The organism is Brachybacterium aquaticum (assembly GCF_014204755.1).
GTDB lineage: Bacteria > Actinomycetota > Actinomycetes > Actinomycetales > Dermabacteraceae > Brachybacterium > Brachybacterium aquaticum.
Genome location: NZ_JACHLZ010000001.1, coordinates 1,871,417 through 1,896,215, shown reverse-complemented (window position 1 = coordinate 1,896,215; position 24,799 = coordinate 1,871,417). Strand labels below are relative to the sequence as shown.

The 24,799-nt window shown below is 72.5% G+C and carries 25 protein-coding genes; 6 read left to right on the top strand and 19 right to left on the bottom strand.

Annotated elements, in window-relative coordinates; genetic code table 11:
• The first annotated feature begins 31 nt into the window (after positions 1-31).
• Positions 32-1,096 carry an ADP-ribosylglycohydrolase family protein gene (locus HNR70_RS08465; RefSeq protein WP_312857614.1) on the top strand — a complete coding sequence of 355 codons (1,065 nt, stop codon included), beginning with the start codon at positions 32-34 and terminating at the stop codon, positions 1,094-1,096.
• Positions 1,093-1,815 carry an endonuclease/exonuclease/phosphatase family protein gene (locus tag HNR70_RS08460; protein WP_184325261.1) on the top strand — a complete coding sequence of 241 codons (723 nt, stop codon included), beginning with the start codon at positions 1,093-1,095 and terminating at the stop codon, positions 1,813-1,815. The genes HNR70_RS08465 and HNR70_RS08460 overlap by 4 nt, the downstream gene beginning before the upstream one ends.
• A 25-nt stretch (positions 1,816-1,840) precedes the next feature.
• Here the strand turns inward: HNR70_RS08460 and HNR70_RS08455 are convergent, their stop codons facing one another.
• Both HNR70_RS08455 and HNR70_RS08450 read right to left on the bottom strand, forming a co-directional pair.
• A complete protein-coding gene (locus tag HNR70_RS08455) occupies positions 1,841-2,668 on the bottom strand; it encodes a PIG-L deacetylase family protein (protein ID WP_184325260.1) in 828 nt (275 codons plus the stop codon).
• Positions 2,665-3,900, bottom strand: a complete 1,236-nt coding sequence (locus tag HNR70_RS08450; protein WP_184325259.1) for a glycosyltransferase — start codon at positions 3,898-3,900, stop codon at positions 2,665-2,667. Before HNR70_RS08450 ends, HNR70_RS08455 begins: the two co-directional genes overlap by 4 nt.
• Before the next feature lie 151 nt (positions 3,901-4,051).
• Between HNR70_RS08450 and HNR70_RS08445 the strand changes: the two genes are divergently transcribed.
• The gene (locus HNR70_RS08445) at positions 4,052-4,651 is read left to right on the top strand and encodes a class I SAM-dependent methyltransferase (protein ID WP_184325258.1); all 600 of its coding nucleotides are present in this window, start codon (positions 4,052-4,054) and stop codon (positions 4,649-4,651) included.
• A gap of 96 nt (positions 4,652-4,747) precedes the next feature.
• Here HNR70_RS08445 and HNR70_RS08440 read toward each other — a convergent pair whose 3' ends face one another.
• From HNR70_RS08440 to HNR70_RS08425, 4 genes are all read right to left on the bottom strand, one after another.
• On the bottom strand, positions 4,748-6,709 hold the full coding sequence (locus tag HNR70_RS08440; RefSeq protein WP_184325257.1) for an HNH endonuclease: 1,962 nt from the start codon (positions 6,707-6,709) through the stop codon (positions 4,748-4,750).
• 370 nt (positions 6,710-7,079) lie between these two features.
• Positions 7,080-7,721, bottom strand: a complete 642-nt coding sequence (locus HNR70_RS08435; protein WP_184325256.1) for a response regulator — start codon at positions 7,719-7,721, stop codon at positions 7,080-7,082.
• Complete coding sequence (locus HNR70_RS08430) at positions 7,709-9,034, bottom strand: sensor histidine kinase (RefSeq protein WP_184325255.1); 1,326 nt, start codon at positions 9,032-9,034, stop codon at positions 7,709-7,711. The genes HNR70_RS08435 and HNR70_RS08430 overlap by 13 nt, the downstream gene beginning before the upstream one ends.
• 109 nt (positions 9,035-9,143) lie before the next feature.
• Complete coding sequence (locus HNR70_RS08425; RefSeq protein ID WP_246375182.1) at positions 9,144-9,599, bottom strand: SRPBCC family protein; 456 nt, start codon at positions 9,597-9,599, stop codon at positions 9,144-9,146.
• Between the two features lie 192 nt (positions 9,600-9,791).
• Between HNR70_RS08425 and HNR70_RS08420 the strand changes: the two genes are divergently transcribed.
• Positions 9,792-10,238 carry a TetR-like C-terminal domain-containing protein gene (locus HNR70_RS08420; RefSeq protein ID WP_184325254.1) on the top strand — a complete coding sequence of 149 codons (447 nt, stop codon included), beginning with the start codon at positions 9,792-9,794 and terminating at the stop codon, positions 10,236-10,238.
• Positions 10,239-10,266: 28 nt separating this feature from the next.
• Here HNR70_RS08420 and HNR70_RS08415 read toward each other — a convergent pair whose 3' ends face one another.
• Positions 10,267-10,605, bottom strand: coding sequence for a hypothetical protein (locus HNR70_RS08415; protein WP_184325253.1), 339 nt, complete (start codon positions 10,603-10,605; stop codon positions 10,267-10,269).
• A gap of 166 nt (positions 10,606-10,771) precedes the next feature.
• Between HNR70_RS08415 and HNR70_RS08410 the strand changes: the two genes are divergently transcribed.
• The gene (locus tag HNR70_RS08410; RefSeq protein ID WP_184325252.1) at positions 10,772-11,191 is read left to right on the top strand and encodes a VOC family protein; all 420 of its coding nucleotides are present in this window, start codon (positions 10,772-10,774) and stop codon (positions 11,189-11,191) included.
• A 30-nt stretch (positions 11,192-11,221) separates the two neighbouring features.
• Here the strand turns inward: HNR70_RS08410 and ilvD are convergent, their stop codons facing one another.
• From ilvD to HNR70_RS08375, 7 genes are all read right to left on the bottom strand, one after another.
• Positions 11,222-12,958 (bottom strand): dihydroxy-acid dehydratase, encoded by a 1,737-nt coding sequence (gene ilvD / locus HNR70_RS08405; RefSeq protein WP_184325251.1) that lies wholly within the window; start codon positions 12,956-12,958, stop codon positions 11,222-11,224.
• 72 nt (positions 12,959-13,030) lie between these two features.
• Positions 13,031-14,716, bottom strand: coding sequence for an L-lactate permease (locus tag HNR70_RS08400; protein ID WP_184325250.1), 1,686 nt, complete (start codon positions 14,714-14,716; stop codon positions 13,031-13,033).
• Between the two features lie 201 nt (positions 14,717-14,917).
• Entirely contained in the window at positions 14,918-16,075 is a 1,158-nt protein-coding gene (locus tag HNR70_RS08395; protein WP_184325249.1) for a bifunctional 2-methylcitrate synthase/citrate synthase, read from the bottom strand.
• Positions 16,072-17,037, bottom strand: coding sequence for a methylisocitrate lyase (prpB, locus tag HNR70_RS08390; protein ID WP_184325248.1), 966 nt, complete (start codon positions 17,035-17,037; stop codon positions 16,072-16,074). Before prpB ends, HNR70_RS08395 begins: the two co-directional genes overlap by 4 nt.
• The gene (locus HNR70_RS08385) at positions 17,037-18,554 is read right to left on the bottom strand and encodes an MmgE/PrpD family protein (RefSeq protein WP_184325247.1); all 1,518 of its coding nucleotides are present in this window, start codon (positions 18,552-18,554) and stop codon (positions 17,037-17,039) included. Before HNR70_RS08385 ends, prpB begins: the two co-directional genes overlap by 1 nt.
• Positions 18,551-19,258, bottom strand: a complete 708-nt coding sequence (locus tag HNR70_RS08380) for a GntR family transcriptional regulator (protein WP_184325246.1) — start codon at positions 19,256-19,258, stop codon at positions 18,551-18,553. The genes HNR70_RS08385 and HNR70_RS08380 overlap by 4 nt, the downstream gene beginning before the upstream one ends.
• A 97-nt stretch (positions 19,259-19,355) precedes the next feature.
• A complete protein-coding gene (locus HNR70_RS08375) occupies positions 19,356-20,198 on the bottom strand; it encodes a spermidine synthase (RefSeq protein WP_184325245.1) in 843 nt (280 codons plus the stop codon).
• Between the two features lie 56 nt (positions 20,199-20,254).
• Here HNR70_RS08375 and HNR70_RS08370 point away from each other — a divergent pair, with 56 nt between their 5' ends.
• Positions 20,255-20,980: a DNA alkylation repair protein gene (locus tag HNR70_RS08370; RefSeq protein ID WP_184325244.1), complete on the top strand. Its 726-nt coding sequence runs from the start codon at positions 20,255-20,257 to the stop codon at positions 20,978-20,980.
• A 23-nt stretch (positions 20,981-21,003) separates the two neighbouring features.
• Here the strand turns inward: HNR70_RS08370 and HNR70_RS08365 are convergent, their stop codons facing one another.
• The 5 genes from HNR70_RS08365 to HNR70_RS08345 all read right to left on the bottom strand — a co-directional run bounded on the left by HNR70_RS08365 (position 21,004) and on the right by HNR70_RS08345 (position 24,652).
• Positions 21,004-21,996, bottom strand: a complete 993-nt coding sequence (locus HNR70_RS08365) for an endonuclease/exonuclease/phosphatase family protein (RefSeq protein WP_184325243.1) — start codon at positions 21,994-21,996, stop codon at positions 21,004-21,006.
• Positions 21,993-22,409, bottom strand: coding sequence for an MmcQ/YjbR family DNA-binding protein (locus HNR70_RS08360; RefSeq protein WP_184325242.1), 417 nt, complete (start codon positions 22,407-22,409; stop codon positions 21,993-21,995). The genes HNR70_RS08365 and HNR70_RS08360 overlap by 4 nt, the downstream gene beginning before the upstream one ends.
• Before the next feature lie 10 nt (positions 22,410-22,419).
• Positions 22,420-23,187, bottom strand: a complete 768-nt coding sequence (locus HNR70_RS08355; protein ID WP_184325241.1) for a hypothetical protein — start codon at positions 23,185-23,187, stop codon at positions 22,420-22,422.
• Between the two features lie 597 nt (positions 23,188-23,784).
• The gene (locus HNR70_RS08350) at positions 23,785-24,096 is read right to left on the bottom strand and encodes a putative quinol monooxygenase (protein ID WP_184325240.1); all 312 of its coding nucleotides are present in this window, start codon (positions 24,094-24,096) and stop codon (positions 23,785-23,787) included.
• Between the two features lie 7 nt (positions 24,097-24,103).
• The gene (locus tag HNR70_RS08345) at positions 24,104-24,652 is read right to left on the bottom strand and encodes a type 1 glutamine amidotransferase domain-containing protein (RefSeq protein WP_184325239.1); all 549 of its coding nucleotides are present in this window, start codon (positions 24,650-24,652) and stop codon (positions 24,104-24,106) included.
• Between the last annotated feature and the right edge of the window lie 147 nt (positions 24,653-24,799).

Sequence of the window (24,799 nt, the reverse complement as noted above, 5' to 3'; positions counted from 1 at the left end):
GCTGGGCGCTCACCTGTGGAACCATGGGGCTGTGACGACGCATGCGACACCCCCTGACGCCACCGGGCTGACCCCGGCCCAGCGTCAGCGCGCCGTCGGCGCGGTGGTGGCCGCCGCGACCGGCGATGCGCTCGGCGCCCCCTACGAGTTCCAGGCCCCGGTGGTCGACTCGGAGGAGATCGACATGATCGGCGGCGGCGTGCTCGGCTGGCAGCCGGGCGAATGGACCGACGACACATCCATGGCGATCGTGGTCCTGGAGGCCTCGCTGACCGCCTCGGACAACCATGACCTGCGGATCGAGTCCGCGCAGGACCACATCGCCCGCGAGTGGTACTCGTGGTCGCTGGGCACCCCCGACATCGGCACTCTCACCTCGCACGTGCTCCGCACCGCCGCGGACCTCGGCCGCGAGGCCGGGCACTACGCGCCTCGGGCGGAGGACTTCCGGGCCGCCGCAGAGAAGGCCCACACCGAGCATCCGTCCTCCGCGGGCAACGGCTCGCTCATGCGCGTCCACGCCTCGGTGCTGCCCTATCTGCTGTCCGAGGACGCCGACGCGGTCGAGGCGATCGAGTCCGTGTGTCGCTTGACACACGTGCATCCGGACACCATCGAGGCCTGCATCCTGTGGGGCCTCGCGGTGCGCCACGCGATCCTCACCGGCGAGCTCGACGTGCGCGTCGGCCTTCCCCAGCTCCCCGCGGACCGCCGCGCGGAGTGGGGGGAGCGGATCGAGGAGGCCGAGGAGTCCACCCCGGTGATGTTCCGCCGCAACGGCTGGGTGGTCGGCGCGTTCCAGGCCGCCTGGGCCGCGATCCACGGCGTCTGCCCGATCCCGAAGGGGAAGTTCGCCCAGCGCGAGGCGATGGTCGCCGCTCTTGAGGCCGCGGCCCGCGCCGGCTACGACACCGACACCGTCGCCTGCATCACCGGCTCGCTCATGGGGGCAGCGCTCGGGCCGAAGGCCGTGCCGCCGGAGTGGCGACGGGTGCTGTTCGGCTGGCCCGGCTACGAGGTGGACGAGCTGAAGGGCCTCGTCGAGCGCGTCATCGCGCCGATGGTGGTCGAGGACGGCGAGGGAGAGGCAGCATGACGTCGCAGGAACTCTCGCGCGACCTGCGTGTGGTGGCCTGGAACCTTTGGGAGCTGCGCGGCGACCTCGAGGCGATGGCCGAGGCCATCGAGGACCTCGACCCCGACGTGCTGCTTATCCAGGAGGCGCCCCGCTTCGTCCTGCCGACGGCGCGGCTGGCATGGTTCGCCCGGCGGATCGGCCGACGGGTCCTCGTCGGCGGCGCGGGCGGGCGCGGGCTCGCGATCCTCGCGACCGACGACGTCGCCGCCCAGGTTATCCGCCGCGGCATGCACCCGGTCCAGCAGACGATCTCGGACCTGAACTCGACCTACCCCCGCGGCGTCGCCGCGGTGCGGGTGTCGGTGCCGGGCGGCGGCGCGGTGGTGCTCTCCTCGATCCACCTCGCGCTGCAGGAGGACAACCGTCTGCGCCATGCCGAGCACATCGCGAGGCTCGTGCGCAGCGCCGGGGCCCCGGTGATCGTCGGCGGCGATCTGAACGAGGAGGCGAGTGGGAAGGCCCGCACGCTGCTCGCGCCGTACGTGCACGATCCGGCGCCGCAGTCCGAGCACACCTTCCCCGCCAAGGGGCCGGTGCGCCGCATCGACGCGATCCTGGTGACCGAGGGGGTGCAGGTCCGCGAGGCCCGCGCCGTGCGGTCCACCGAGAGCGTCTCCGAGGAGCGCCTGGCGGGGGCGAGCGACCACCTGCCCACGCTGCTCGACGTCACGCTCTGAGACGTCGCGTTCTGAGGGGGCTCCCTCACACGTCCGTGCGCAGCCCCGCCCGCAGCGCGACGACGTCGTTCTGCCCGCCCACGTGCCGGATCGCGATGCCGCCCGGGACCGGACCGACCACCGTGAGCTGGGTGCGGTAGGAGTCCGCCGCGTGCAGGACCGTCTCGGCGACCTCCGGCAGGTCCCGCCACGCGGCGCGGGGGCGTGCCCCGCCGGCGGCGCCCCCGTCGGCCGATCCCTCACCCTTGCCGCCGCTCGCGACCTGCACGAGCGGCGTGCCCGTGCGGCCGCAGGCCGCGACGGCGACGTGGTGGGCGCGCACGTGGTCCGGGTGGCCGTAGGTGCCCTCGTCGTCGTAGCCGATCACCACGTCAGGGCGCACGTGCGCGATCAGCGCGGCGAGGTCGTCGGCCTCGTCCTCGAGCGGTGCCAGGGAGAAGGAGTCGGGGCCCGCGTCGGCCGACGGACCCGCCAGCCCCTCGCGCACCCACTCCATGCCGGAGTCGCGGTAGCGGCGCGGGACTGCGCCGGGGGCGAGAGCGGGCGAGGTGCCGAGCCAGTGCCGCTCGGCGAGGCCCAGCACGGCGGTCGCCGCATCGATCTCGCCCTCGCGGATCTCCTCGAGCGGGCGGGCGTCGCCGTCCTCGATCGCGCCGGGGACCACCTCGCCCTCCTCGCCGCGGGTCGCGGTCACGAGCACCACGCGGGTGCCGGAGGAGACGAGCGCGGCGAGCAGCGCACCGGTGGAGAGCGACTCGTCGTCGGGATGGGCGTGGACGGCGAGGACGGTGCGGGCGTCGTCGAGGAGGTGCCAGGGATCGGACTCGAGCAGACGCCGGGGCTCGGCGCTCATGCGCGCCCCACGACCGTCGCGTACAGCGACGCGAGCGCCTCGGCGGTCGCGTCCCAGGTGCGGGCGGCGGCGAACTCGCGGGCGGAGGCGACGGCGGCGGCGTAGCGGTCCGGGTCGGCCAGCAGTGCCTCGAGCGACTCGGCCCAGACGTCGGGGTCGCGGCCGGGCAGCACGAGCCCGTCGGGCGCGACGGCCTCCCGCACCCCGCCGGCGGAGCCCCAGGCGAGCACCGGGGTGCCGCTGGCCTGCGCCTCGAGGGCGACGAGACCGAAGGTCTCGGACCAGCTGGCCAGCAGGAGCGCGGCGGCGCAGCGCATCTGCTCGGCGAGCTGGTCGCGGCCGAGGGTGCCCACGAAGTCGACGCGGTCCTCGACGCCGAGCTCGCGGGCCCGGTCGCGCAGCTGCTCGAGGTAAGGCGCGAAGACGGTGGAGGCGGAGCCGGCGAGCACGAGGCGCGCGCCGAGGGCGGGGTCGAGTCGGGCGAGCACCTCGAGGGCGAGGTCGGGGCCCTTGAGCGGCTCGATCCGGGCGGTGAACAGCAGGGTCGGGTCCTCGCGCCGGGAGGCGACGTCCTCGCAGGGGCGGAAGCGGTCCGCGTCCACGCCGGGGCGGACCACGGACAAGCGCTCCCCGGGCACGCCGTAGCGCTCGGCGACGGTGCGCGCCTCCGCATCGGAGACGGCGACGACGAGCTCGGAGCCGGTGGCGGCGAACTGCTCGCCGGGGATGCGGCCCTCGGACTCGGCCGGCTCCCCGGCCTCGAGGGAGCGGGAGCCCTCGGGCGCGGCGACGGAATGGAAGGACTGCAGGTGGGGCACGCCCAGCTCGCGGGCGAGCGGCAGCGCGGCGACGCCGGAGAACCAGTGATGGGAGTGGACCAGGTCGTAGCCGCCCTCCGCGAGCGGGGCGCGCAGCTCCTCGCGGAAGGGGCGGATGGTCGCGTCCATGTCGGGCTTCGCCACGGGCGCGGCGGGGCCGGCGTCGAGGTGGAACAGGCGCACGCCCTCGGTGACCTCGACGAGGTCCGGGGCGTCCGGGTCGGAGCGGCGGGTGAAGAGGTCGACCTGGTGCCCGGCGCGGGCGAGGGCGAGGGACTGCTCGAGCACGACGACGTTCATGCCGCCCGCGTCGGCGTCCCCCGGCTGCTGGAGCGGGGAGGTGTGCAGGCAGACCGTGGCGATCCGGAGCGGTGCGGCGGACCGGTGCGGCGTGGCGGTCGTGGTGGCGGACATGCCCGCCATAGTAGGCGGGGCAGGGTTTCCCGGCGCTTTCCGGAATGGATTCCGGTGCCTCTCCGCTGTTTGTGTTCGCCCGTGACGAAAATGACGCGGCCTGGGTCACGGGAAGTTGAATCGGGCACCAGAGTGGGGGAGTCTGGCAGGCATGGAGACGGCGGAGAAGGTTGACTGGGCGGCGCTGAACGCCCATGCGGCGGGCCGTCCTGCCCGCCGGCTCGTGTCGAAGGCGATCGCTGCGGCAGGGGGTGACCGGCACCCCGGGGTCGTGCTCGACCTCGGCGCGGGCGCCGGCGCGGACTCCCTGCAGTTCGCGCGGCACGGCTGGACCGTGCACGCCTACGACAGCGATGACACCCTCGCCGCGCGTCTGGTGGAGAACGAGCGGATGACGGGCTCGGTGGAGTTCCACCACACCGACATCCAGGACGTCGAGTCCTTCCCCGACGCGAAGATCGTCTACTCCACCTACACCCTGGGCCTGCTGGGCCCGGAGGCGCTGCCGCAGGTGTGGGAGAAGCTGGTCGCGGCGCTGCCTCGCGGCGGTGTGATGGCGGTGGACTTCTTCGGCCCCAACGATTCCTGGGCGGAGCTCCCCGACGTCGCCACGCTGCGCTTCGAGGAGATCGACGACATGTTCCGCGGATTCCAGGTCATCGACCGGTCCGTGCGGGACGAGGACGGCCGCTTCCTCGCCGACAAGAAGCACTGGCACGTCATCACGACCCTGGCGCGGAAGCTGCGCTGAGGTCTTCGGGCTGTACGGCCCGTCTGCTCCACGGTGGAGCTCAGCCGTGCTCGGTAGAGCTCGCCCTTCCTCGGTCTCACCCTTCCCTGATCGAGCTCAGCCTGCCGTGCGCTCGTCGCCGGGGCGGAGGGGATCGGCGGTCGCGCCCTCGGCAGGTGCGTCGCCGTCGGCTGAAGGGGTGCCCTCCTCCGAAGTGCCCTCCTCCTCCGTGTCGCCCGCGATCTCGGGCGGCCTCGGCGCGAACAGGGGTCGTGGCAGGGAGATCCCGACCGCCCCGTGAGGGCTCGACCATTCCCTCCCCGAGCCCTGGGGTGGGAGTGATCCGTCGGGCGGGAGGGCCCCCTCGGTCGGGAGTGCACCCTCAGGGACGTCGTCGGCCGACCCCCTCCCGCCCCGGAGCGGGACGATCCTCCAGGTCCCATGCTCCTTGGCCTGGTTGCAGCGGGCGCACAGCCCCTGCCCGTTTTCGAAGGTCGTCCCGCCTCCGCGGTGGTGGGGGAGCACATGGTCGATCTGGCGGATCACGGCATTGCACCACGGGGTCGCACAGGTGACGTCGCGCCAGCGGATGAGCGTGGCGAGCCCGGCGGGGAACGCCCGGGCGCGGGACTCCATGCCGATCAGCTCCCCGGTGCGGGGACTCGTGTAGAGGCGACGGTAGAACGCGCTGATCCTCTGATCCGGGTGCTCTCCGAGCGGGTCGTCCGGTCCGGGAGTGATTCGCCCTGGTGGATGACCCCGCAGCGTGTCGGTGATGACGTGCGCGGGGATCCCGCCAAATCCGTCAAGGCGGGCGCTCTCGTGCTCGTCCTCGCGGCCGAGCAGCGCGGTGTCGGTGATGACGATGCCGATCTGGAGCGTGGGTCGAGGGCGCGGCCGAAGGGGCCCGGGCTCCGGGGTGGCGGTGGCCGATGTGCCGGGTGCCGGGGTGAGGTCCTCAGCGCTGGTGGCAGGGTCCGCAGCGGACGCAGCGCCGGAGTCGCCGGTTGAGACCACCTCAAGGCCGGCGCCGGGGGCGCGCTCGGTCTCGACCAGGATGGAGCCTGTGCTCGAGCCGTCGGCCGACGGGCTCTCGGCGGCGACGGCGGCAGACTCCTGCCCGTCGCGCTCAGCCGCGGTCTCCTCCGGTGCCGCGACCAGGTCCCATCCCGCCTCATGGGCGCCGAGCACCGCGTCGACAAGAAGGTCCGCCTCGAGGGCACGGCCCGGGGTGCGGGATCCGGCAGCGCGCAGCGACTCGGCGCGTTGCTGGAGCGCGGTCATCAGCGCCACGGCGTCGGGTCCCGGCACCACCGCGCCGATCCTCGCCATCCCGTCGGCCAGCGGCGTCATCGTCACGTGGCGGCGGCGGGCGGCGCGCTCGGCCCGGTCGCGGGAGCCGTCCGGCTCGAGGTGCTGGATCATCTCCCGCACGTCCGAGGCGACGCGCTTGACGCCCTTGCCGCGCAGGGTCTCCGGATCCTCGGCGATCATCCGGTCGATCCGGGCGCAGGTCTCCGCGTCGGCACCGTCCAGGGTGGTGGAGATCGTGGAGGCCTGCTGCGGGGTGAGCCGGCCGCGACGCAGCGCCGAGGTGGTGCCGGGGAGCTGACGGACCAGGCGCCGCGCCGCAGCGAGGGAGAACGAGTTCGAGGAAGGGGAGACCTGGCGGGCCAGCGCGATCTCCTGGTTCGCGCCCTTGCCCTGACGCTCGGCCGGGACGCCGCGGACCCGGTCGTCCTGCGTGATGCGCTGCTCGGCCCGCACCTGCCAGTTCGCATCCAGTGCCGCGAGCGAGGAGCGCAGATGGTCCAGCCCCGCCACGACCGCGAGCGCCTCCTCCGCGCTGCGCGGTGCCGTGTCCGGCAGGGGGTCGCGCGTGGAGCGAGTGAGGGTGAAGGCGGCGAGGGTCGCGGCGAGCACCTCGGCGAGCAGGGCTCGGGCCGACGCGCTCGCCTCGAGGGCCGCGATCTCGGCGGCGGCACGGTCCAGCACATCGACGCCGACGGGCCCGCCGTCCCGGTGGGGATCGTCCCCACCGGGGCGGTCCCCGTCGGCCTGCGATCTGATGGTGTCCATGCCTCGATCGTACGGATGTGCGAATCGCGACACCAGACCCGGGCGTAAATTGGGGACAACCTCCACCGTGTGTTCTAAGAATGTGGATAGAGCGGTGGAAAACTGCCCTGTGTGGAGGGGCGGTCGCGGGGTCGGGGGTGTGAGAGCGCAGGTCGTTATGAGGGAGAGGAGTCTCAGGTGGTGTCACAGGGGTGATGTCGGGGCATTTGTTGTCGCGGCTCGAAAGAATGTGTCAAGTGCGTCGCAAAAAATGTGGATGAATGACCTCTGTGGAGGAACGGTCGAGGACGGGGGAGCGGCGCTGGCGCGGTTCCAGGGGGTCGGGTCGGTTCGCGGCAGCCGGGCCGAAGCCGGACCGCGCCCCAACCCCCTACGACCCCAGCAGTGTCAGCACCGCGGTCACCCGGCGGTGCACGCTCGCGTCCTCGCTGAGGCCGAGCTTCGCGAACAGCCGCTGGGTGTGCTTCTCCACCGCGCCGCCGCTGATGAACAGGCGCTGGGCGATCGCGGCATTGGTCAGCCCCTCGCCCATCAGCTCGAGCACCTCCCGCTCGCGCGGGGTGAGGTCGTCCAGCGGGGTCCGCCGACGAGACGCCAGCACCTGCCCCACCACGTCGGGGTCTATCGCGACGCCGCCGTCGGCGACCCGCTCGATCGATTCGAGGAACGAGCGGATGTCGAACACGCGGTCCTTCAGCAGGTACCCCGTCGCCTGCTCCCCGGACTCGACGAGCTCGGTCGCATACGACACCACCACGTACTGGCTGAGCAGCACGATCGACGCCTCGGGCCAGCGGGCGCGGATCTCCTTGGCCGCCCGCAGACCTTCGTCGGTGTGGCTGGGCGGCATGCGGATGTCGGAGACGACCAGGTCGGGCCGCAGCTCGAGCGCCCGCACCACCAGCTCGGTGCCGGTCGCGGCGGCGTCGACCACCTCGTGCCCGGCGTCCTCGAGCAGCAGGCGCAGCCCCTCGCGCAGCAGTGCGGAGTCGTCGGCGATCAGGATGCGCATGGGATCACCGCCTCGATCCGGGTGCCCCCGTCGGCCGGGGAGTCGACCACGAGGCGCCCCTCGAGGGACGCGACCCGCCCGGCGAGCCCGGCGAGACCCCCGCCGGGGCGCAGCTCGGCGCCGCCGCGACCGTCGTCCGTGATCCGCACGCGCGCCTCCTCGCCGTTCCGCTCGACCTCCACCTGCACATGATCCGCCCCGGAATGCTTGGCCGCATTGGTCAGCGACTCGGAGACGACGTAGTAGATGCCGATCTCCACGTGCTCGGCCAGGTCCAGCTCGCCGCAGCGCACGATCGTGGGCACCGGGGAGATCGCGGCGAGCTCGGTGAGCGCGGCGGCGAGGCCGCGGTCCACGAGGATCGGCGGGGCGATACCGCGGGAGAGTCGGCGCAGCTCGTCCAGGGTCTCGCCGAGCTGCGCGCGGGTCTCGCGCAGCACCGCCTGGGCCCGGTCGGGGTCCCGCTCGGCCAGGGACTCGACCCGGGCGAGGTCCATCGACGCGCGCACCAGACGCTGCTGCGGACCGTCGTGCAGGTCCCGCTCCAGCCGCCGCAGCGCCGCCGACTCCGCGCTGCGCCCCGCGGCGCGCGACTCCTCGGTGCGCCGCAGCCGCTCCTGCGCCTCGAACCGCGAGCTCAGCAGCCCCTTCGCCACTCCCTGGTGCAGCGCGGTCATCCCCCGCGTCACCGGGCCGACCGACACCAGGAACAGCAGCCCCACCACCACCTGCAGCGCGATGTCGAGCAGCAGGGCCGTGGTCCCCGAGAGGCCCAGCAGGTCGGCGAACCCGCTGCGCTGGAAGGGCGGGAGCACCTCGTCCAGGATCAGGGTCGCGACCGGCCCGCCGACGGTCCCGATCGCGCCGACGGTCCAGGTCAGCGCGATCGAGAACGTCACCACCGTCAGCACGAAGTTCACCGCCACCCATAGCGCGTCCAGCCACGACTGCGGATCCGTCAGCGGCGTGACCAGCCGCCGCATCCACCCGGCCCCGTCGGGCGCGCGGCGCGGCGCCGGCGCGGGAAGATCAGTGCCGAGGATCGCGCCCTGCAGGGCCCGCTCGGCCATCGCGAAGCCGCGCGCGACGAGCACGCCGCCCACCAGGATCGGCACCCCGATCCACACCACGAGCGTCCCTACCCCCGCGGCGAGCAGGGCGATGACGAGGGAGAAGCCGAGCCCGCCGAGGATCAGCGCGATCAGCGAGTAGGCGAGGAAGCGGCCGATGCTCGAGGTCCAGGCGCCGAGCGAGCGGCGACGGGCGGGGGAGGAGTCGTCCGGGGCGGTCCGGGGCAGGGTCATGGTGGTCATGCCTTCACTCTCGGGCACACGTCCCGTCGGCCCCATCCTGTCACCGGGAGCGTCGATGTCGGGCTGGCCCGACGCTCACACCCGCCAGGCACTCACGCCCTCCAGGCGCTCACGCCTGCTCGCAGATCTCCTTCAGACGCTGCAGGTCCGCGCGCACGGCGTCCGCGTCCTCGGCGAGCTCCGCCTCGGTCATCGTCCCGCGGCGCAGCGTGAACAGGACCTCGCAGCGCCCCTCCTCCAGCGGCATCACCCGCAGCGGGTTCAGCACCGACTCACCGGAGGGGAGCGTGACGGTGTGGTCCATGACCCCGTAGGGGTTCTCCGGCACGAAGGAGACGAGCACCCGCCCCATCGGCGAGTTCATCGACCACTGCGTGACCTCGCGCTTCACCTCGCTGCCCGCGAGCCCCGCGGCCCAGGTCGGCAGGTTCCGCGGAGCGCTCGCGTAGGCGTACACCTCCTGCCAGGGCCGCTCGATCACGACGTCCAGGTGCAGGGACGCGGACTCGGCAGGCTGGGCGGGCTGGGCAGGCTGATCAGGGGGAGTCTGGGCGGTCTCGCTCATCCCGCGACGTTAGCACCCGCCCGCTCGGCGGAGCTCCCGGCCCGCATCGCCGCCCCGAGGGTCGTCACGATCGCCTGCTCCCACGGGATCGGGACGAGGCCCTCCTCGGTCTCGAGCCGCCCCGGCCGCATCACGCACGGCCCGTACCAGAGCCCGGAGATCCCGCGCACGATTCCTCGCGCTCGCCGGGCGATGACGCGCTGGGCGCTCGCCGAGCCGGCGCGGTGGACGCTGCTCTACGGCACCCCGGTGCAGGGCGACGCGGCCCCGGCAGAGACCACCAACGCCGCAGGCACGCGCGTGACCCGCCGGGTGCTCGAGATCGCGGCCGACGCAGCGTGGGAGGGCGGCGACCAGGCCCGCGAGGGCGTGGACCAGGCCCGGGAGGGCGGGGCGCCGGCAGAGGACGCGCCGGCACTCGCGCCGGCGGTCCGGGAGCTCCTCACGCAGACCCTCGCCGAGTTCGACGTCGACGCCGCGCCGGAGACCGCCGTCCGCGCGATCACGGTGTGGAGCGGGCTCGTCGGGGTGCTGAGCGCCCACCTCTTCGGCCAGCTCGGCGCCGACGCGGTGGCCCTCGGCGAGGACGTGCTGCGCCCCCAGATCGAGGTGCTCGCGGACGTCATCGCCCCGCGCTGAGCGCGCTGCCGCGCCGCGCCGAGAAGCTCTACCGCACCGCGCTGAGCGCGCGGCCCGACTCGCCCTCGTCGACCGCGGCGACCGCCGCGCGAGCCACCGAGCGCAGACTGACCGGCTCGCGCACGCGGGCCCCGTCGGCCGACGGAGCCACCACCACCCAGCGCGCCGCGCCCCGCCGGCGCATCCGCCCGATCTCGACGCTGCCGCCGGTGCGCAGCGGGATCACGAGCGCCCCGCTCGGGCCGACGACCAGGCGCGCGCCGAGCGCCGGGCGCAGCTCCAGCAGGAGCGCGCGGATCCGCTCGCGCTCGGCCCGGACCGTGGAGTCCAGGGCGGCGCGTGCAGGGGTGCGACGCGACGACGACATGCTCCGACCCTAGGAGCGGGGTGCGACAGATGAACGGAGCGATGCCCCGGGAACCCGGACGTGTCGCAGCCCGGATGTGTCGCAGCCTGGACGCGTCACGGGCCGATGCCTACGGTGGAGCTCCACGGACGTCCGCCCACGGGCGCCCCGAGGGGAGGACCCTCCGATGCGTCTGCGCTGGTACACCGTCGTCGTCGACAGTCTCGACCCCCGCGCCCAGGCCCGCTGGTGGGCTGCCGCGCTCGAGGGGGTGGTGGTCGACGAGAGCGACGAGGGGGGCCTGGTGATCCCGGGCGACATGCCGCCCGAGCTGCTCGCGGACGGCCCGGTGCCCGCCGAGCGCTGGCACCGCTTCCCGCCCGGCCTCGCCTTCGTGAGGGTCGACGGCGCCAAACAGGTCAAGAACCGTCTCCACCTCGACCTCGCCCCGCATGCCGAGGACGACCGCGACGCGCAGATCGAGCGTCTGCTCGCCCACGGCGCCCGCCGGGTCGACGTCGGCCAGGACGAGTCGGTCGTGGACTGGACCGTGCTCGCCGACCCCGAGGGCAACGAGTTCTGCCTGCTCTCCTCGCGCCTGGACTGAGCGCGCCTGGGTTACCCGAGGGGGCGAACCTCAGTCCCCGAGAATCGCCCCACGCGAGGCGGACTGGACGAGCTTCACGTACTTCCCGAGCACGCCCTTGGTGACCGTGGGCGGCAGCGGCTCCCACCGCTCGCGGCGCGCCGCGAGCTCCGCCTCGTCGACCAGCAGGTCCAGCGCGCCGCTCGCGACATCGAGACGGATCCGGTCGCCGTCGCGGACGAACGCGATGGGCCCGCCGTCCACCGCCTCGGGGGCGATGTGGCCCACGCACAGCCCCGTCGTGCCGCCGGAGAAGCGCCCGTCGGTCATGAGCAGCACGTCCTTGCCGAGCCCGGCGCCCTTGATCGCGCCGGTGATCGCGAGCATCTCGCGCATGCCGGGCCCGCCCTTGGGGCCCTCGTAGCGGATCACCACCACGTCGCCGTGATCGATGGTGCCGTCGTTCAGCGCGTCCAGCGCCGCCTGCTCCCGCTCGAACACGCGGGCGGTCCCCTCGAAGACGTCCTGCTCGAAACCGGCCGACTTCACCACCGCCCCCTCGGGCGCGAGCGAGCCGTGCAGGATTGTGATCCCGCCGGTCGGGGCGATCGGCGCGGAGGCGGGGCGCAGCACGGACCCGTCGGCCGGACGCGGCGCGAGGACCTCGAGGTTCTCCGCGATCGTGCGGCCGGTGACGGTCATGCAGTCGCCGTCCAGCAGACCCTCGTCCAGCAGCGTCTTCATCACGACCTGGATGCCGCCCACGTGGTCCACGTCGTTCATGACGTAGCGGCCGTAGGGCTTCAGGTCCGCGAGGTGCGGCACCTTCGCACCGATCCTGGCGAAGTCCTCGAGCGTCAGGTCGACGTCGGCCTCGTGCGCGATCGCGAGCAGGTGGAGCACGGCGTTGGTGGAGCCGCCGAAGGCCTGGACCACGCTGATCGCGTTCTCGAAGGCGGCCTTGGTCATGATGTCGCCGGTGGTCAGTCCCTGGCGCAGCATCCCGACGACGGCCTCGCCGGCGCGGCGCGCGTGCTCGTCGCGGCGTCTGTCGGCCGACGGGGGCGTCGCCGAGCCGGGGATCGACATGCCGATCGCCTCGGCGACCGTCGCCATCGTGTTGGCGGTGTAGAAGCCGCCGCAGGCGCCCTCGCCCGGGCAGATCGAGCGCTCGATCCGGCCGACGTCCTCCCGGGACATGAGCCCGCGCGCGCAGGCGCCGACGGCCTCGAAGCCGTCGATGATGGTCACGTCCTTCTCGGTGCCGTCGCTGAGCGAGGCGCGGCCGGGCATGATCGTGCCCGCGTAGACGAAGACGCTGGCGAGGTCCAGGCGCGCGGCGGCCATGAGCATGCCGGGCAGGGACTTGTCGCAGCCGGCCAGCAGCACCGAGCCGTCCAGCCGTTCGGCGAGCATCACCGTCTCCACGCTGTCGGCGATGAGGTCGCGCGAGACCAGCGAGTAGTGCATCCCCTCGTGCCCCATCGAGATCCCGTCGGAGACCGAGATGGTGCCGAACTGGAGGGGAAAGCCGCCTCCCGAGTGCACGCCCTCCTTCGCCGCGCGGGCGAGGCGGTCCAGGGACAGGTTGCAGGGGGTGATCTCGTTCCAGGAGCTCGCGATGCCGATCTGGGGCTTGTCCCAGTCGGCGTCGCCCATCCCCACGGCGCGCAGCATGCCGCGGGAGACGGTCGCGCTCACCCCGTCGGTGACGGTGCGGCTGCGGGGCTTGATGTCGGGGGCGGGGCTGGTGGGGGCGGGGCTGGCGGTGACGGCGCTGTCTTCCATGTCCCGACCCTAGACCTCGCCCCCGCACCTGTCACCGGGTCGGGCAGGGCGGGGGCGGGGCTCAGGCCGGGGTCACTGCACCGGGATCATCCAGGACAGGACGCTGGACTGCAGACCCACCAGCAGGCACAGGGCCACGAGCATGCCGAGGCTCCACCAGATCACCTTGCGGAAGATCAGCGACTCCTTGCCCACCAGTCCCACCGCGGTCGCGGCGATCGTGAGGTTCTGGGGGCTGATCATCTTGCCGACCACGCCTCCGGAGGTGTTCGCGGCGACCAGCAGGGCCGGGTCGAGCCCGGCCTCCTCGGCGGCGGTCTGCTGGAGGGTGGCGAACAGGGCGTTGGCGCTCGTGTCCGAGCCGGTCACGGCCGTGCCCAGCCAGCCGAGGATCGGAGAGAGGAAGGCGAAGGCCGCGCCGGTGCCCGCGATCCAGGTGCCGATGGTGATGGTCTGCCCGGACTGGTTCATGACGTAGGCCAGCGCCAGCACCGAGGCGACGGTGAGGATCGACCAGCGCATCTTCACGAGGTTGGTGACGTAGACGTCCACGGCGTCGGCGATCTTCATCCGGTACACGATCGCGACGATCACGCCGGTCAGCAGCAGGAGCGTGCCGGGGGAGGAGAGCCACTGGAAGGTGTAGACGGTGCTGGAGGTGACCTCGCCGGCGGCATTGGTGACGTTCCCGTCCAGGCCCGGCCAGTGGATCTTCACGTCGGTCGAGGCGAGCCACGCCGTCAGCGGCGGGACCAGCTTGGAGGCCGAGAAGATGAGGATCACCAGCAGGTAGGGGAACAGCGCCATGAAGACCTTGCCCGGGGTGAGCTGCACCTGGGTCCGGGTGGCGGTCGCGAGAGCGCCGCCGGCGGCGCTCGGATCGGGGTCCTCGGCCTGCTCGCGCTCGCGCTCGTGGGTCATGTTCTCCAGCGCGTCGTGACCGCCCACCGGCTTCCACACCTGGAGCATCAGCACCGCGGCGGCGAGGCCCATGAGCGAGGCGACGATGTCGGTGAGCTCGACGGAGAGGAAGTTCGAGGAGACGTACTGGCTGACCGCGAAGACCACGCCGACCACGAGCGCGAGCGGCCACAGCTGGCGCAGGCCGCGTCGGCCGTCGACCAGGAAGATCAGGAACAGCGGCACGAGCGCGGCGAGGAACGGGGTCTGGTGGCCGACGATCGCGCCGATGTGCTGGTAGTCGATGCCGGTGAGGTTGCCGGCGGTGATGATCGGGATGGCGATCGCGCCGAAGGCGACCGGTGCGGTGTTGGCGATGAGCACCACGGTCGCGGCGCGCATGGCGGTGAACCCGATCGCCATGAGCATCACGCCCGTGATCGCGACCGGCGCGCCGAAGCCCGCGAGGGCCTCGAGCAGGCCGCCGAAGCAGAACGCGATGATGATCGCCTGCACGCGCGGGTCGTCGGAGATCGCATCGATCACGGCGCGCAGGTCCTCGAAGCGTCCGGCGCGCACGGTGAGCTCGTACAGCCAGATCGCGTTCAGGACGATCCACATGATGGGGAACAGGCCGAAGGTGAAGCCCTGCGTGGCCGACAGGCCCACCAGCCCCACCGGCATCTGGTAGACGAGCACGGCGACGAGGATCGCGACGCCGAGCGCGGTCAGGCCCGCCCAGTGCGCCTTCCAGCGCAGCGCGCCGAGGGTCAGGAAGATCGTGAGGAGGGGGAGGATCGCGACCAGGGAGGACAGCGTGAGGCTGTCGGCCAGCGGTGCGAGATCGGGTGTGTACATGGGGACCTCCGGCGCGCATCACCGGGGGTGCCGAGGGACGATCCCTGCTGCTGCATCTCCGTCGATGTCGCGCCTCGTGAGCCGTGGGGACGAGGAGCCGGCCGGCCGGGGAGCCGGACCGTAGGGAGATGGTAAGTCCTCCGCGGGCCCGAGGCGTGCGACCTCGGGCCCGCGGCGGCGAGAAATCCTGGCCCGGTCGGCTCAGGCGCCGGGCACGTGCCGCTCGTCGGGGCCGACGTACTGCGACAGCGGCCGGATCAGCGCATTCGCGGCCCGCTGCTCCATGACATGCGCGGTCCAGCCCACCACGCGCGCCGCGATGAACAGCGGCGTGAACAGCTCGGTGTCGAAGCCCATGAGGTGATAGGCGGGGCCGGCGGGGTAGTCGAGGTTGGGCTTGATGCCCTTGGCCTCGTCCATCGCCTGCTCGAGCCCGTCGTACAGGCCCAGGATCTCATCGCGGCCCGTGTACGCGATCATCCCGTCCAGCGCCTGCTTCATGGTGGGCACGCGGGAGTCGCCGTGCTTGTAGACGCGGTGCCCGAAGCCCATCACCTTCTTCTTCTGCGCGAGGGCGTCCTCCATCCACGCCCTCGCCCGGGCCTTGGCCTCCTCGCCGGACTCCTCGGGGCGGATCCCGATCTCGTCGAAGGTGTGCATGACGGCCTCGTTCGCCCCGCCGTGCAGCGGGCCCTTCAGCGCACCGATCGCCCCGACCACGGCCGAGTGCAGGTCGGCGAGGGTGGAGGTGATGACGCGGGCGGTGAAGGTGGAGGCGTTGAAGGAGTGCTCGGCGTACAGGATCATCGAGACCCGGAACGCGTCGACCACCTCGGGCGCCGCCTCCTCGCCGAAGGTCATCCACAGGAAGTTCTGGGCGTAGTCGAGGTCGTCGCGGGGCGGCACGGGCTCCGTCGGCCCGCCCGCGCGCCGGCGGCGCTGCTCGTAGGCGATCACGGCCGGCAGCTGCGCCATCAGGCGCTCGGCCTTCTCGCGCTCCGCCGCGGGGGAGGAGTCCTCGGCCGACGGATCCGAGGCGCCCAGCACCGACACGGCGGTGCGCACGGAGTCCATCGGATGGCAGGTGGTGGGCAGGGCGTCGAGGGTCTGCTTCACCACCGGGTCCAGCGCCCGGTGCGCACGGCCCTTGGCGACGAAGGCGGCGAGCTCCTCGTCGCTGGGCAGCTCACCGGTCCACAGCAGGTGCGCGACCGCCTCGAAGGACTGGGTGGCGGCGAGCTCGGGCACGGGGTAGCCGCGGTAGAGCAGCGAGTTGGTCTCGGGGTTCACCTTGGAGATGGCGGTGACGTCGGCGACGACCCCGTTCAGTCCCTTGCGGATCTCGGTGCTGTCGGTCATCTCGCGGCTCCTTCGGACGAGGACGGATCAGTCGGGGAGTTGCTGTGGGCGGTGGGGTTCTGGGCGGTGGGCACCTCGAAGTCGAACACCGACGCGTCGAAGCGCGCGTAGGACTCATAGTCCACCAGTTCGTACAGACGTGCACGCGTGAGCATCTCGGGCACCCGCGACTCCTGCGTGCCCTCGGCGAGGATCGTGTCCAGCACCCGCTCGGAAGCGCCCATCGCGGCGCGCAGCAGGGTGACGGGGTAGATCACCATCGCGACCCCCGTCGCGGCGAGCTGCTCGCGGGTGAACAGCTGCGACTTGCCGAACTCGGTCATGTTGGCGAGCACGGGCACGTCCAGCGCCGCGCACACCGCCTCGAACTCGGAGAGATCCTTCAGCGCCTCGGGGAAGATCGCGTCGGCCCCGGCGTCCACGAGTGCCTTCATGCGGTCGATCGCGGCGGGGAGCCCGTCGGTCGCCCGCAGGTCGGTGCGCGCCATGACCAGGAAGCCGGGATCCCGCCGCCCGTCGGCCGCGGCGCGGATCCGCTTGATGGCGGTCGCCTCGTCGACCATGGTCTTGCCGTCCAGGTGGCCGCACCGCTTGGGGTTGACCTGGTCCTCGATGTGGCAGCCGGAAATGCCCGCGTCCGCGAGCTCCTGGATCGTGCGGGCCACGTTCATGGGCTCGCCGAAGCCGGTGTCCGCGTCGATGAGGCAGGGCAGGTCTGTGGCGCGGGCGATCTGCGCGCCGCGGGCCGCGACCTCGCTGAGCGTGGTGAGCCCGATGTCGGGCAGGCCCAGCTCATTGGCGATCACAGCCCCGGAGATGTACGCGCCGCGGAAGCCCTTCTCCTGGATGAGCCTCGCCGACAGCGGCGTGAACGCACCGGGGAACGGCTCGGCCGCGCCCGGGGTCAGCAGCGCCCGAAGCGTGCGGCGCTTCTCGGCGGGGGTGACGGTGGAGGAGAGCATCAGAACAGTCCCTTCGGGGCGGCCGACGGGTCGATCACGCTGTCCGCCGCACGGATCGCGAGGCGGCCCAGCTCGCCGGCGGGCAGGTCCGCGAGGTTCGCCGCGGCCTCGAGGAAGCGGTCGATCTCCGCGTCCTCGACGACGCCCTCGGCGAGGGTGCGCAGCTTCTGCTCGTACTGGGGGCGGGCGAAGGGACGGGCACCGAGCGGGTGCGCATCGGCGACGGCGATGCTGTCGCGCAGCTCGCGGCCGTCCTTCAGGCGGATCACGATCTCGCCGCCGAAGGCCTTCTCGGTGAGGTCCAGGGAGTGGTACCGGCGCGTCCACTCCGGGTCCTCCTCGGTGGTGATCGAGCGCCACAGCGCCACGGTGTCGGGTCGGGCGGCGCGCTCGGGCGCGTAGGAGTCCACGTGGTGCCAGGTCCCGTCCTGCAGGGCGACGGCGACGATGTAGGGGATCGAGTGGTCCAGCGTCTCGCGCGAGGCGGTGGGGTCGTACTTCTGGGGGTCGTTCGCGCCGGAGCCGATGACGTAGTGGGTGTGGTGGCTGGTGCGCAGCACGATCGAGTCGACGTTGCCGGGGTCGGTGACCTCGGGGTGCTCGTGGTGCAGGCGGCGGGCCAGGTCGATCCACGCCTGGGCCTGGTACTCCGCGGAGTGCTCCTTGGTGTAGGTGTCCAGGATCCCGCGCTTGGCCTCGCCGGGTGCGGGCAGGGGCACGGTGTAGCGGGCGTCCGGGCCGTCCAGCAGCCAGGCGATCACGCCGTCCTCGCCCTCGTAGATCGGGACGGGGGAGGTCTGGCCGCGCATCGCCCGGTCCACGGACTCCACCGCCATCTTCCCGGCGAAGGCCGGGGCGTGCGCCTTCCACGTGGAGATCTCGCCCTTGCGGGACTGGCGGGTGGCGGTGGTGGTGTGCAGCGCCTGCCCGATCGCCTGGAAGATCGTCTCGGCGGGCAGACCCAGCAGGGTCCCGATCCCCGCGGCGGCCGACGGGCCGAGATGGGCGACGTGGTCGATCTTGTGCGCGTGCAGGCAGATCGCGCGCACCAGGTCGACCTGGAGCTCGTAGCCGGTGGCCAGGCCCCGCAGCAGCTCGGCGCCGGAGCGGCCGGTGTGCTCGGCGACGGCGAGGATCGGGGGGATGTTGTCGCCGGGGTGGGAGTAGTCCGCGGCGAGGAAGGTGTCGTGGAAGTCGAGCTCGCGCACGGCGACACCGTTGGCCCAGGCGGCCCATTCGGGGGAGGTGCGCTCGGCGATGCCGAACATGCTCGCCCCCGCGCCGCCGGCGGAGACGGGGTGGCGGAGCGCCTGCGCGCGGGCGGAGACGATCGGGGCACGGTTCAGGGACGCGATGGCGACGGAGGCGTTGTCGATGATCCGGTTGATGATCATCTCGGCCACGTCGGCCTCGACCTCGACCGGGTCGACGGCGACCTGCGCCATCTTCCAGGCCAGCTGGCCAACGCGGGGGAGGTTCTCGTCGGAGCGGTGGACGCGGACGTCGTGGTCGATCATGCGGTCTCCTCCTGGAGGGGCGGGATGGTGGGGTCGGGCGGGGTGTTCTCCTGCTCGGCGAGCAGGTGGGCGAGGGCGCGGCGGAGGTGGACCTCGGTCGCGGCGGCGGCGAGGTCCGGGTCGGCCGACGCGACGGAGCGGGCGATGTCGGCGTGCTCGCGGGCGGAGTCGGCGAGTCGGCGCGGGGCGTGGCGGGCGAGGCGGCGCAGGCGGGCCAGGTGCAGCCGCAGCCCGCGCAGGGAGTCGACGAGATAGGGGTTCGCGCAGGCCGCGTCGAGCGCCCGGTCGAGCTCGGCGGTCAGGGCGTAGTAGTCGGTGGGGTCGGCGCCCGCCGCGAGCGGAGCGGCGGCTTCCTCGAAGCGGTCCGCGAGGGCGGCGAAGGCGCCGGGGGAGTGCTCCTCCGCCTCGTCCGCTCCCCCGACCTCCTCGGCGGCGCGGCGGGCGGCGAGCACCTCGAGCGCGATCCGCGGGTCGTAGAGGCGCCGGGCGTCGGCGCGGGAGATCTCGGTGACCACGAGGCCTCGGCTCGGGGAGGGGGCGACGAGCCCGTCGGCCACGAGCCGGGCGAGCGCCTCGCGCAGCGGGGTGCGGGAGAGGTCGAGCCGTGCGGAGTGCTCGACCTCGCCGAGCACGGTGCCGGGCGCAAGGGTGCCCTCGACGATCTCCTCGCGGAGCGTCGTGTAGGCCCGTTCGCTGGCACGCATGGGGCCGAGTGTATGCAGAACTGTCCTGCGAGAGCCAGATCCTTCGTGGATTCACCGAACGGGAGAGCGGCGTGTATACAGATTTGCGGTGCCGACCTCAGCGGCCGAATGCCCGCATCGTCTCCTCGGGATCCAGCACCGCCGCCGGATGCGGGCCCGCGCGCAGCCACGCGGCGCGCCAGTCCTCGACCTCGGGGGAGGCGAGCGCCCCGCCCGCGAGCAGCACCATGTTCCCGTCGGCCGGGGTCTCCAGCAGCGAGACATGGGTGAGCGTCCAGACCCCGGCGACGCCCTCGGCCGCGGCGGCGTCCTCGAGGTGGCGCACCTGGGCGGCGAGGAAGCGCTGCCCGGCGTCGTCGCCGACGTTCACCAGCAGCAGCCCGTCGGACTCGAGGTGTCCCAGCACCTCGCGGTAGAACTCCGTCGCCGCGAGGTGGGCGGGGGAGGACTCGCCGGAGAACACGTCCAGCACGATCGCGTCGAAGCGACGCCCCGCCATCGCGGCGAGCTCCTCGCGGGCATCACCGATCACGACCTCGAGGTCGGTGCCCTCCGGCATCGGCAGCGCGGAGGTCACCAGGTCCGGCAGCTCCCGCTCGATCTCGATCACCACTTGCGCGGAGCCGGGCCGGGTGACCTGCACGTAGCGGGCGAGGGTGAGCGCCCCCGCGCCGAGGTGCGCGATCCGCAGCGGCTGCCGACGTGGCCAGGCCGTCTCGAGCACCGCCGCCATGCGGCCGAGGTACTCGTGGACGAGATGGGTGGGGGCCTCGAGATCGACGTGCGACTGCTCGATGCCGCCGATGCTCAGCGCCCAGCCGCCCACGATCTCGTCGGCCTCGATCGAGGCGATCTGGTCCGAGAAGCTCAGGCGGACGCTGCGCGGGGTGCCGACGGGGGAGCGGTGCTCGGAGCCGGAGGACGAAGAGGAGGAGGTCATGGGGGCATTGTCGCAAGGCCGTACCCTGGGATCCTGCACCACCCAGGAGGACCACCATGCCCAGCACCGCCCCGGACGCCGTCGACCGTGACCTCACGGCCGAGGTCGCCGCCCTCCAGGAGGAGCTGGACGCGCTCGCCGACGACCGTATGCGCGCCGTGAACGAGAAGCACGGCGACGACCACGCCGTGAACCTCACCAAGCTCCGCTCGGTCGCCAAGCGGCTGAAGATCGACCCCGACCTGGCCCGGGCGCTGTGGGCGGCGCCCGCGGCGGACTCGACCCCGAAGCTGCTCGCCCTGCTGATCTCCCGCCCGAAGCAGTACTCCACCGAGGAGCTCGACGCGATGCTGCGCGAGGCCCCGACGCCGAAGGTCCACGAGTGGCTGGTCAGCTACCTGGTGAAGAAGAGCCCCCACCGCGAGGAGCTGCGCGAGGCCTGGTTCGCGGATCCCGATCCGGTGGTGGCGAGCGCCGGCTGGGCGCTGACCAGCGAGCGGATCGCCAAGGCCCCGGCCGGGGAGATGCCCGAGGGGATCGACCCCGACGCGCTGCTCGTGCAGATCGAGGCGGAGATGAAGGACGCCCCGGAGCGGCTGCAGTGGGCGATGAACCAGTGCCTCGCCGAGATCGGGATCCACGATGCGACCCGCCGCGAGCGCGCCAAGGACATCGGCGAGCGGCTCGAGGTGCTGAAGGACTACCCGACCCCGCCGAACTGCACCTCGCCCTTCGCCCCGCTCTGGATCGACGAGATGGTGCGCCGGGCCGAGGGCGCCTGAGCGCTCACCAGGCTCTCTCCGCCTCAGGCTCCGACCGGCGAGGCCCTCACCAGCAGCGCCCGGTGGTCGGTGCCCGGGACCGTCAGATAGGTCGGCACCGGGCCCGAGACGCCCTCCCCGGCGATCGCATGGTCGATCCGCGCGAAGGGCGGCGCGGTGCGGCCGACGGGCCACGTAGGCTCCCACAGCCCCTCGCCCCGTCCCCGCCCCGCGACGGCGAGGCTGTGCAGGGACCCGTCGGCCGTCAGCTCCCGCATCGTGTGATGCTGCTCGATCGCGTTGAGGTCCCCGACCAGCAGCAGGTTCCCAGCGGTGTACGGCGCGACCATCTCGCCGACGGCGGCGGCGTCCCGCGTCCAGGCTTCGGCGCCCATCTGCGGCGGCGCGGTGTGGATCACGCCGAGGTGCCAGAGGGCGCCGTCGACGGTGGTGGTGGCGAGCAGGTTGTCGAAGACGGTGTCCTCCGTGCTGTCGACCAGCTCGACCGGGGTGCGTGAGAGCAGCATGGTGCCGCCGGCTCCCTCCCGGGCGGTGCCGGCGCGGTGCGGGAAGGTCTCGAACATTCCTGCCGCGGCAAGGCTCGCCTCGAAGTCCGGGGTGATCTCCTGGATCGCGACGGCGTCCACCCCCTGCAGGGAGAGGCTGCGGATCTCCTGCACGTCCGCGCCGCCGTACTCGACGTTGAGCGAGAGCACGCTGAGCGACCCCGGCGCCACGATCTCGGGGACGGCATCCCGCTCGGGGCCGGGCAGCATCGGCCAGGCGAGGACGACGGCGAGCGCGAGGGTCGCCGACGCGCCGAGCAGCCGCCACCACGAGCGGAGCACGAGCACCAGGCCGAGGCAGGCGATCAGCAGCGGCACCCACAGCAGGGGGATGAAGCTCGACGCGGCGATGAGGTACTCGTGCCAGGTGTGCACCACGGTGACCTGGCGCAGGACGAGCAGGGCCGCGGCGCCGAGAAGGCCCGGGATCAGGAGCACCCAGCCCGCCCCGCGGAGCGCGCGGCCGATCATGCCGCCGGCCCGTCGGTCCGAGAGGAGCCGGGGTCGCCAGCGAGGAAGGTCGCGGGGTCGACATGCCGACGGGAGCGCGGCAGCCCCTCCACCACCAGCAGGTAGGAGTTGGTCACCAGCTCCCGCACGAGCTCCTCCGGGAGCGATCCGCCCGGGTTCAGGGTGATCCAGTGCCGCTTGTTCATGTGGTAGCCGGGGGTGATCTCCGGGTGGGCCGCGCGCAGCGCCTCCGCATCACGCGGCTCCGCCTTCAGTACCACGACGGGGGTGTCCTGGACCGGGATGAGCAGGAGGAATACCTTCCCCAGCACCTTCGCGACGTCCACCTCCGGGCCGAAGGGCCGCTCGAAGCCGGCGGCGGGCAGCTCCAGCGCCCGGTCCCGGGCGGTCTCCTGCAGGTCGATCCCGCCCATGCGCGTCCCCTCACGTCTGCTGTTGGATGATCCCGATCTTCTGCCACACCTTACGGGCCATGTCCGAGGTCAGCGCCTCGATCCCCTCGACCGCGTCGAGCACGTCCCCGTCGGTGGTGTGCTCCGCGAACAGGGCCGCGCTCTTGCCGACGAGCGAGAGCATCTCGGTGCAGAAGTCGAGATAGCGGGTGAGCTCCGTGCGGTCGAGGTCCAGCCCGCCGTCCTCCCGGGAGCCCCGCTCGAGCCGCTCGGGCACCTTGGTGAGCTGGTGCATGTCGATCACGTGGGCCAGCGAGCGCAGCCGGTGCAGGATCCGCAGCACGCGCGCCCGCTCCATCCGCTCGGGGATCCGCAGCAGGAAGAACACCGCGATCCCGCCGAACACGAGGTCGTTGATGATCGTCTCGAGCAGCGGGAGCATGTCCAGCGGGCCCAGCACGTCGCGCTCCGCGACTAGGTCCGCTCCCGCGAGCGCGACCGCACCACCGAGGAACCCCACGATCGCCATCATCGCGACCCGCGAGAGCACCCGGGCGAGTCGCACCCGTCGGCGGCTGATGCCGGTGCCGGCGTTGATCTCGTCCACCAGCCCCACCACCTCCCCGCACACCTCCCACAGAGTGCGGTCGGGGAAGCGGGTCATGATCCGGTGCTCGAGCGCCGCGGCCGAGCGGCGCACCGCCTGCCCGTCCAGGCGCTGGAAGCGGCTGGAGGAGGGCGGTGCGTCGGAGTGGTCCTCGGGACGGGGCGCGGGCGCCGGGTGAGTGGTCGGGGACATGCTTGGAGGTTAAATGATGGAGCGGTCACGGCGCGGCGGCGGGTTCCGGTGGCGTGCTCTAGGACGCTATGAGGGTGGGGGCTGCGGCGAGTTCTGTGGCCCAGGGCCCCGCGAAGAAGTCTCGTGGATCACCGTGGTCGAGGGGCGGCTGGGGTGCACGCATTCATAGGAGGCCCTGGTGTTCATCGAGACGACGAGGCGGGACATCGGGCGCAGGTCGCGGCACCCTCGAAGTTGATCCACCCGCCCGGGCACCGGGAACAAGGCCGACCGCGACGATGCAATGCTGCTGGCCCGTCTGGGCGGCGTCTGGAGAAGCTCGCCCTGCGCGACCCCTATGTGCTCGCCGGGAAGTCGAGCTGGGGCACGGAGCACAGGGCCCGGCTTCGGGGTATACGGCGTGACCAACCGGGCGTTGCCGGAGTCGGCGCACCCCGCGAACGCCGAAGCGGGGGCACCCACCGGCCGGTGGACACCCCCGCTTCACCCCGCCCACTGGACAGGAAGCCCTACATATCGGCCCTGTGTCAGCGGAACGCTGATCGTCGTGGGAGAACCCCGCGGTTATCGGCCGCCGAGGCGTTCGACGCTGTTCCTCTAAGAGGACTCGCCGGGCAGCTTGTACGCGATCACGTCGACGTTCTGGATGCTCGGCTCGGTGCTGAACAGATCAGCTCCCTGCGCAGCGAGTGCCTGACCGACGCCACCCGAGAGGTGGGTCTTACGGGCCTCGTCGTCGGGGAACACGTCGAAGATCCCGAAGGTCGATTCGTCGAACTGCAGAGCGAACCAGGCCTGCGTACCCTCCTCCTGCTCGACGATGGGGCGGGCGCTGCGGAGGAAATCCGCGACGTCCTGCTCCTTCCCCGGCTTGGCGTGCACGACGACCGACAATGCAACGTTGATCATGTTTTCCTCACTTGTCCTGGCTGAACAGCTCGACCATCGCGGCGTTGAAGGCCGGGAGATCCTCGGGCGAGCGGCTGGTGATCAGGTTCCGGTCGCGCGCCACCTCTTCGTCGACGACGTTCGCTCCGGCATTGCGCAGGTCGGTGCGGATGCTCGGGTACGAGGTCAGCGTCCGACCCTTCGCGACACCGGCCTCGATCAGCGTCCACGGTCCGTGGCAGATCGCGGCGACCGGCTTGTCGGCGACCATGATGTCCCGCACGAATCCGACGGCGTCGGTGTCCATGCGCAGCTGATCGGGGTTGACCGTGCCGCCGGGAAGCAGCAGGGCGTCGTACTCGTCGGCCGAGGCGGACTTCACCAGGGCATCGACCGAGAATGTCCCGGCCTCGTCCAGGTCGTTCTCGCGGGCCTTGATCTCGCCTTCGTGCAGCGAGAGCAGCACGGTGGTGGCCCCGGCGTCCTGAAGAGCCTGACGCGGCTGCTCGAGCTCCACGCGCTCGACGCCGTCCGCGGCCAGGATCGCGATCCGCTTGCCGTTCAATTCGTCTGCCATGTTCTGCTCCGTTCTGTGGGAGATGACGGCCTGCCCGTGCGGGCGAGCCGCACGCTGTTCGTACCGGGCAGCGTGGTTCGGGCGCAGACGACTCGCGTGCAGTCGTCGTTGCGCTCATCGGAGTGCCGGCAGGTGGTGGCTGCCGAT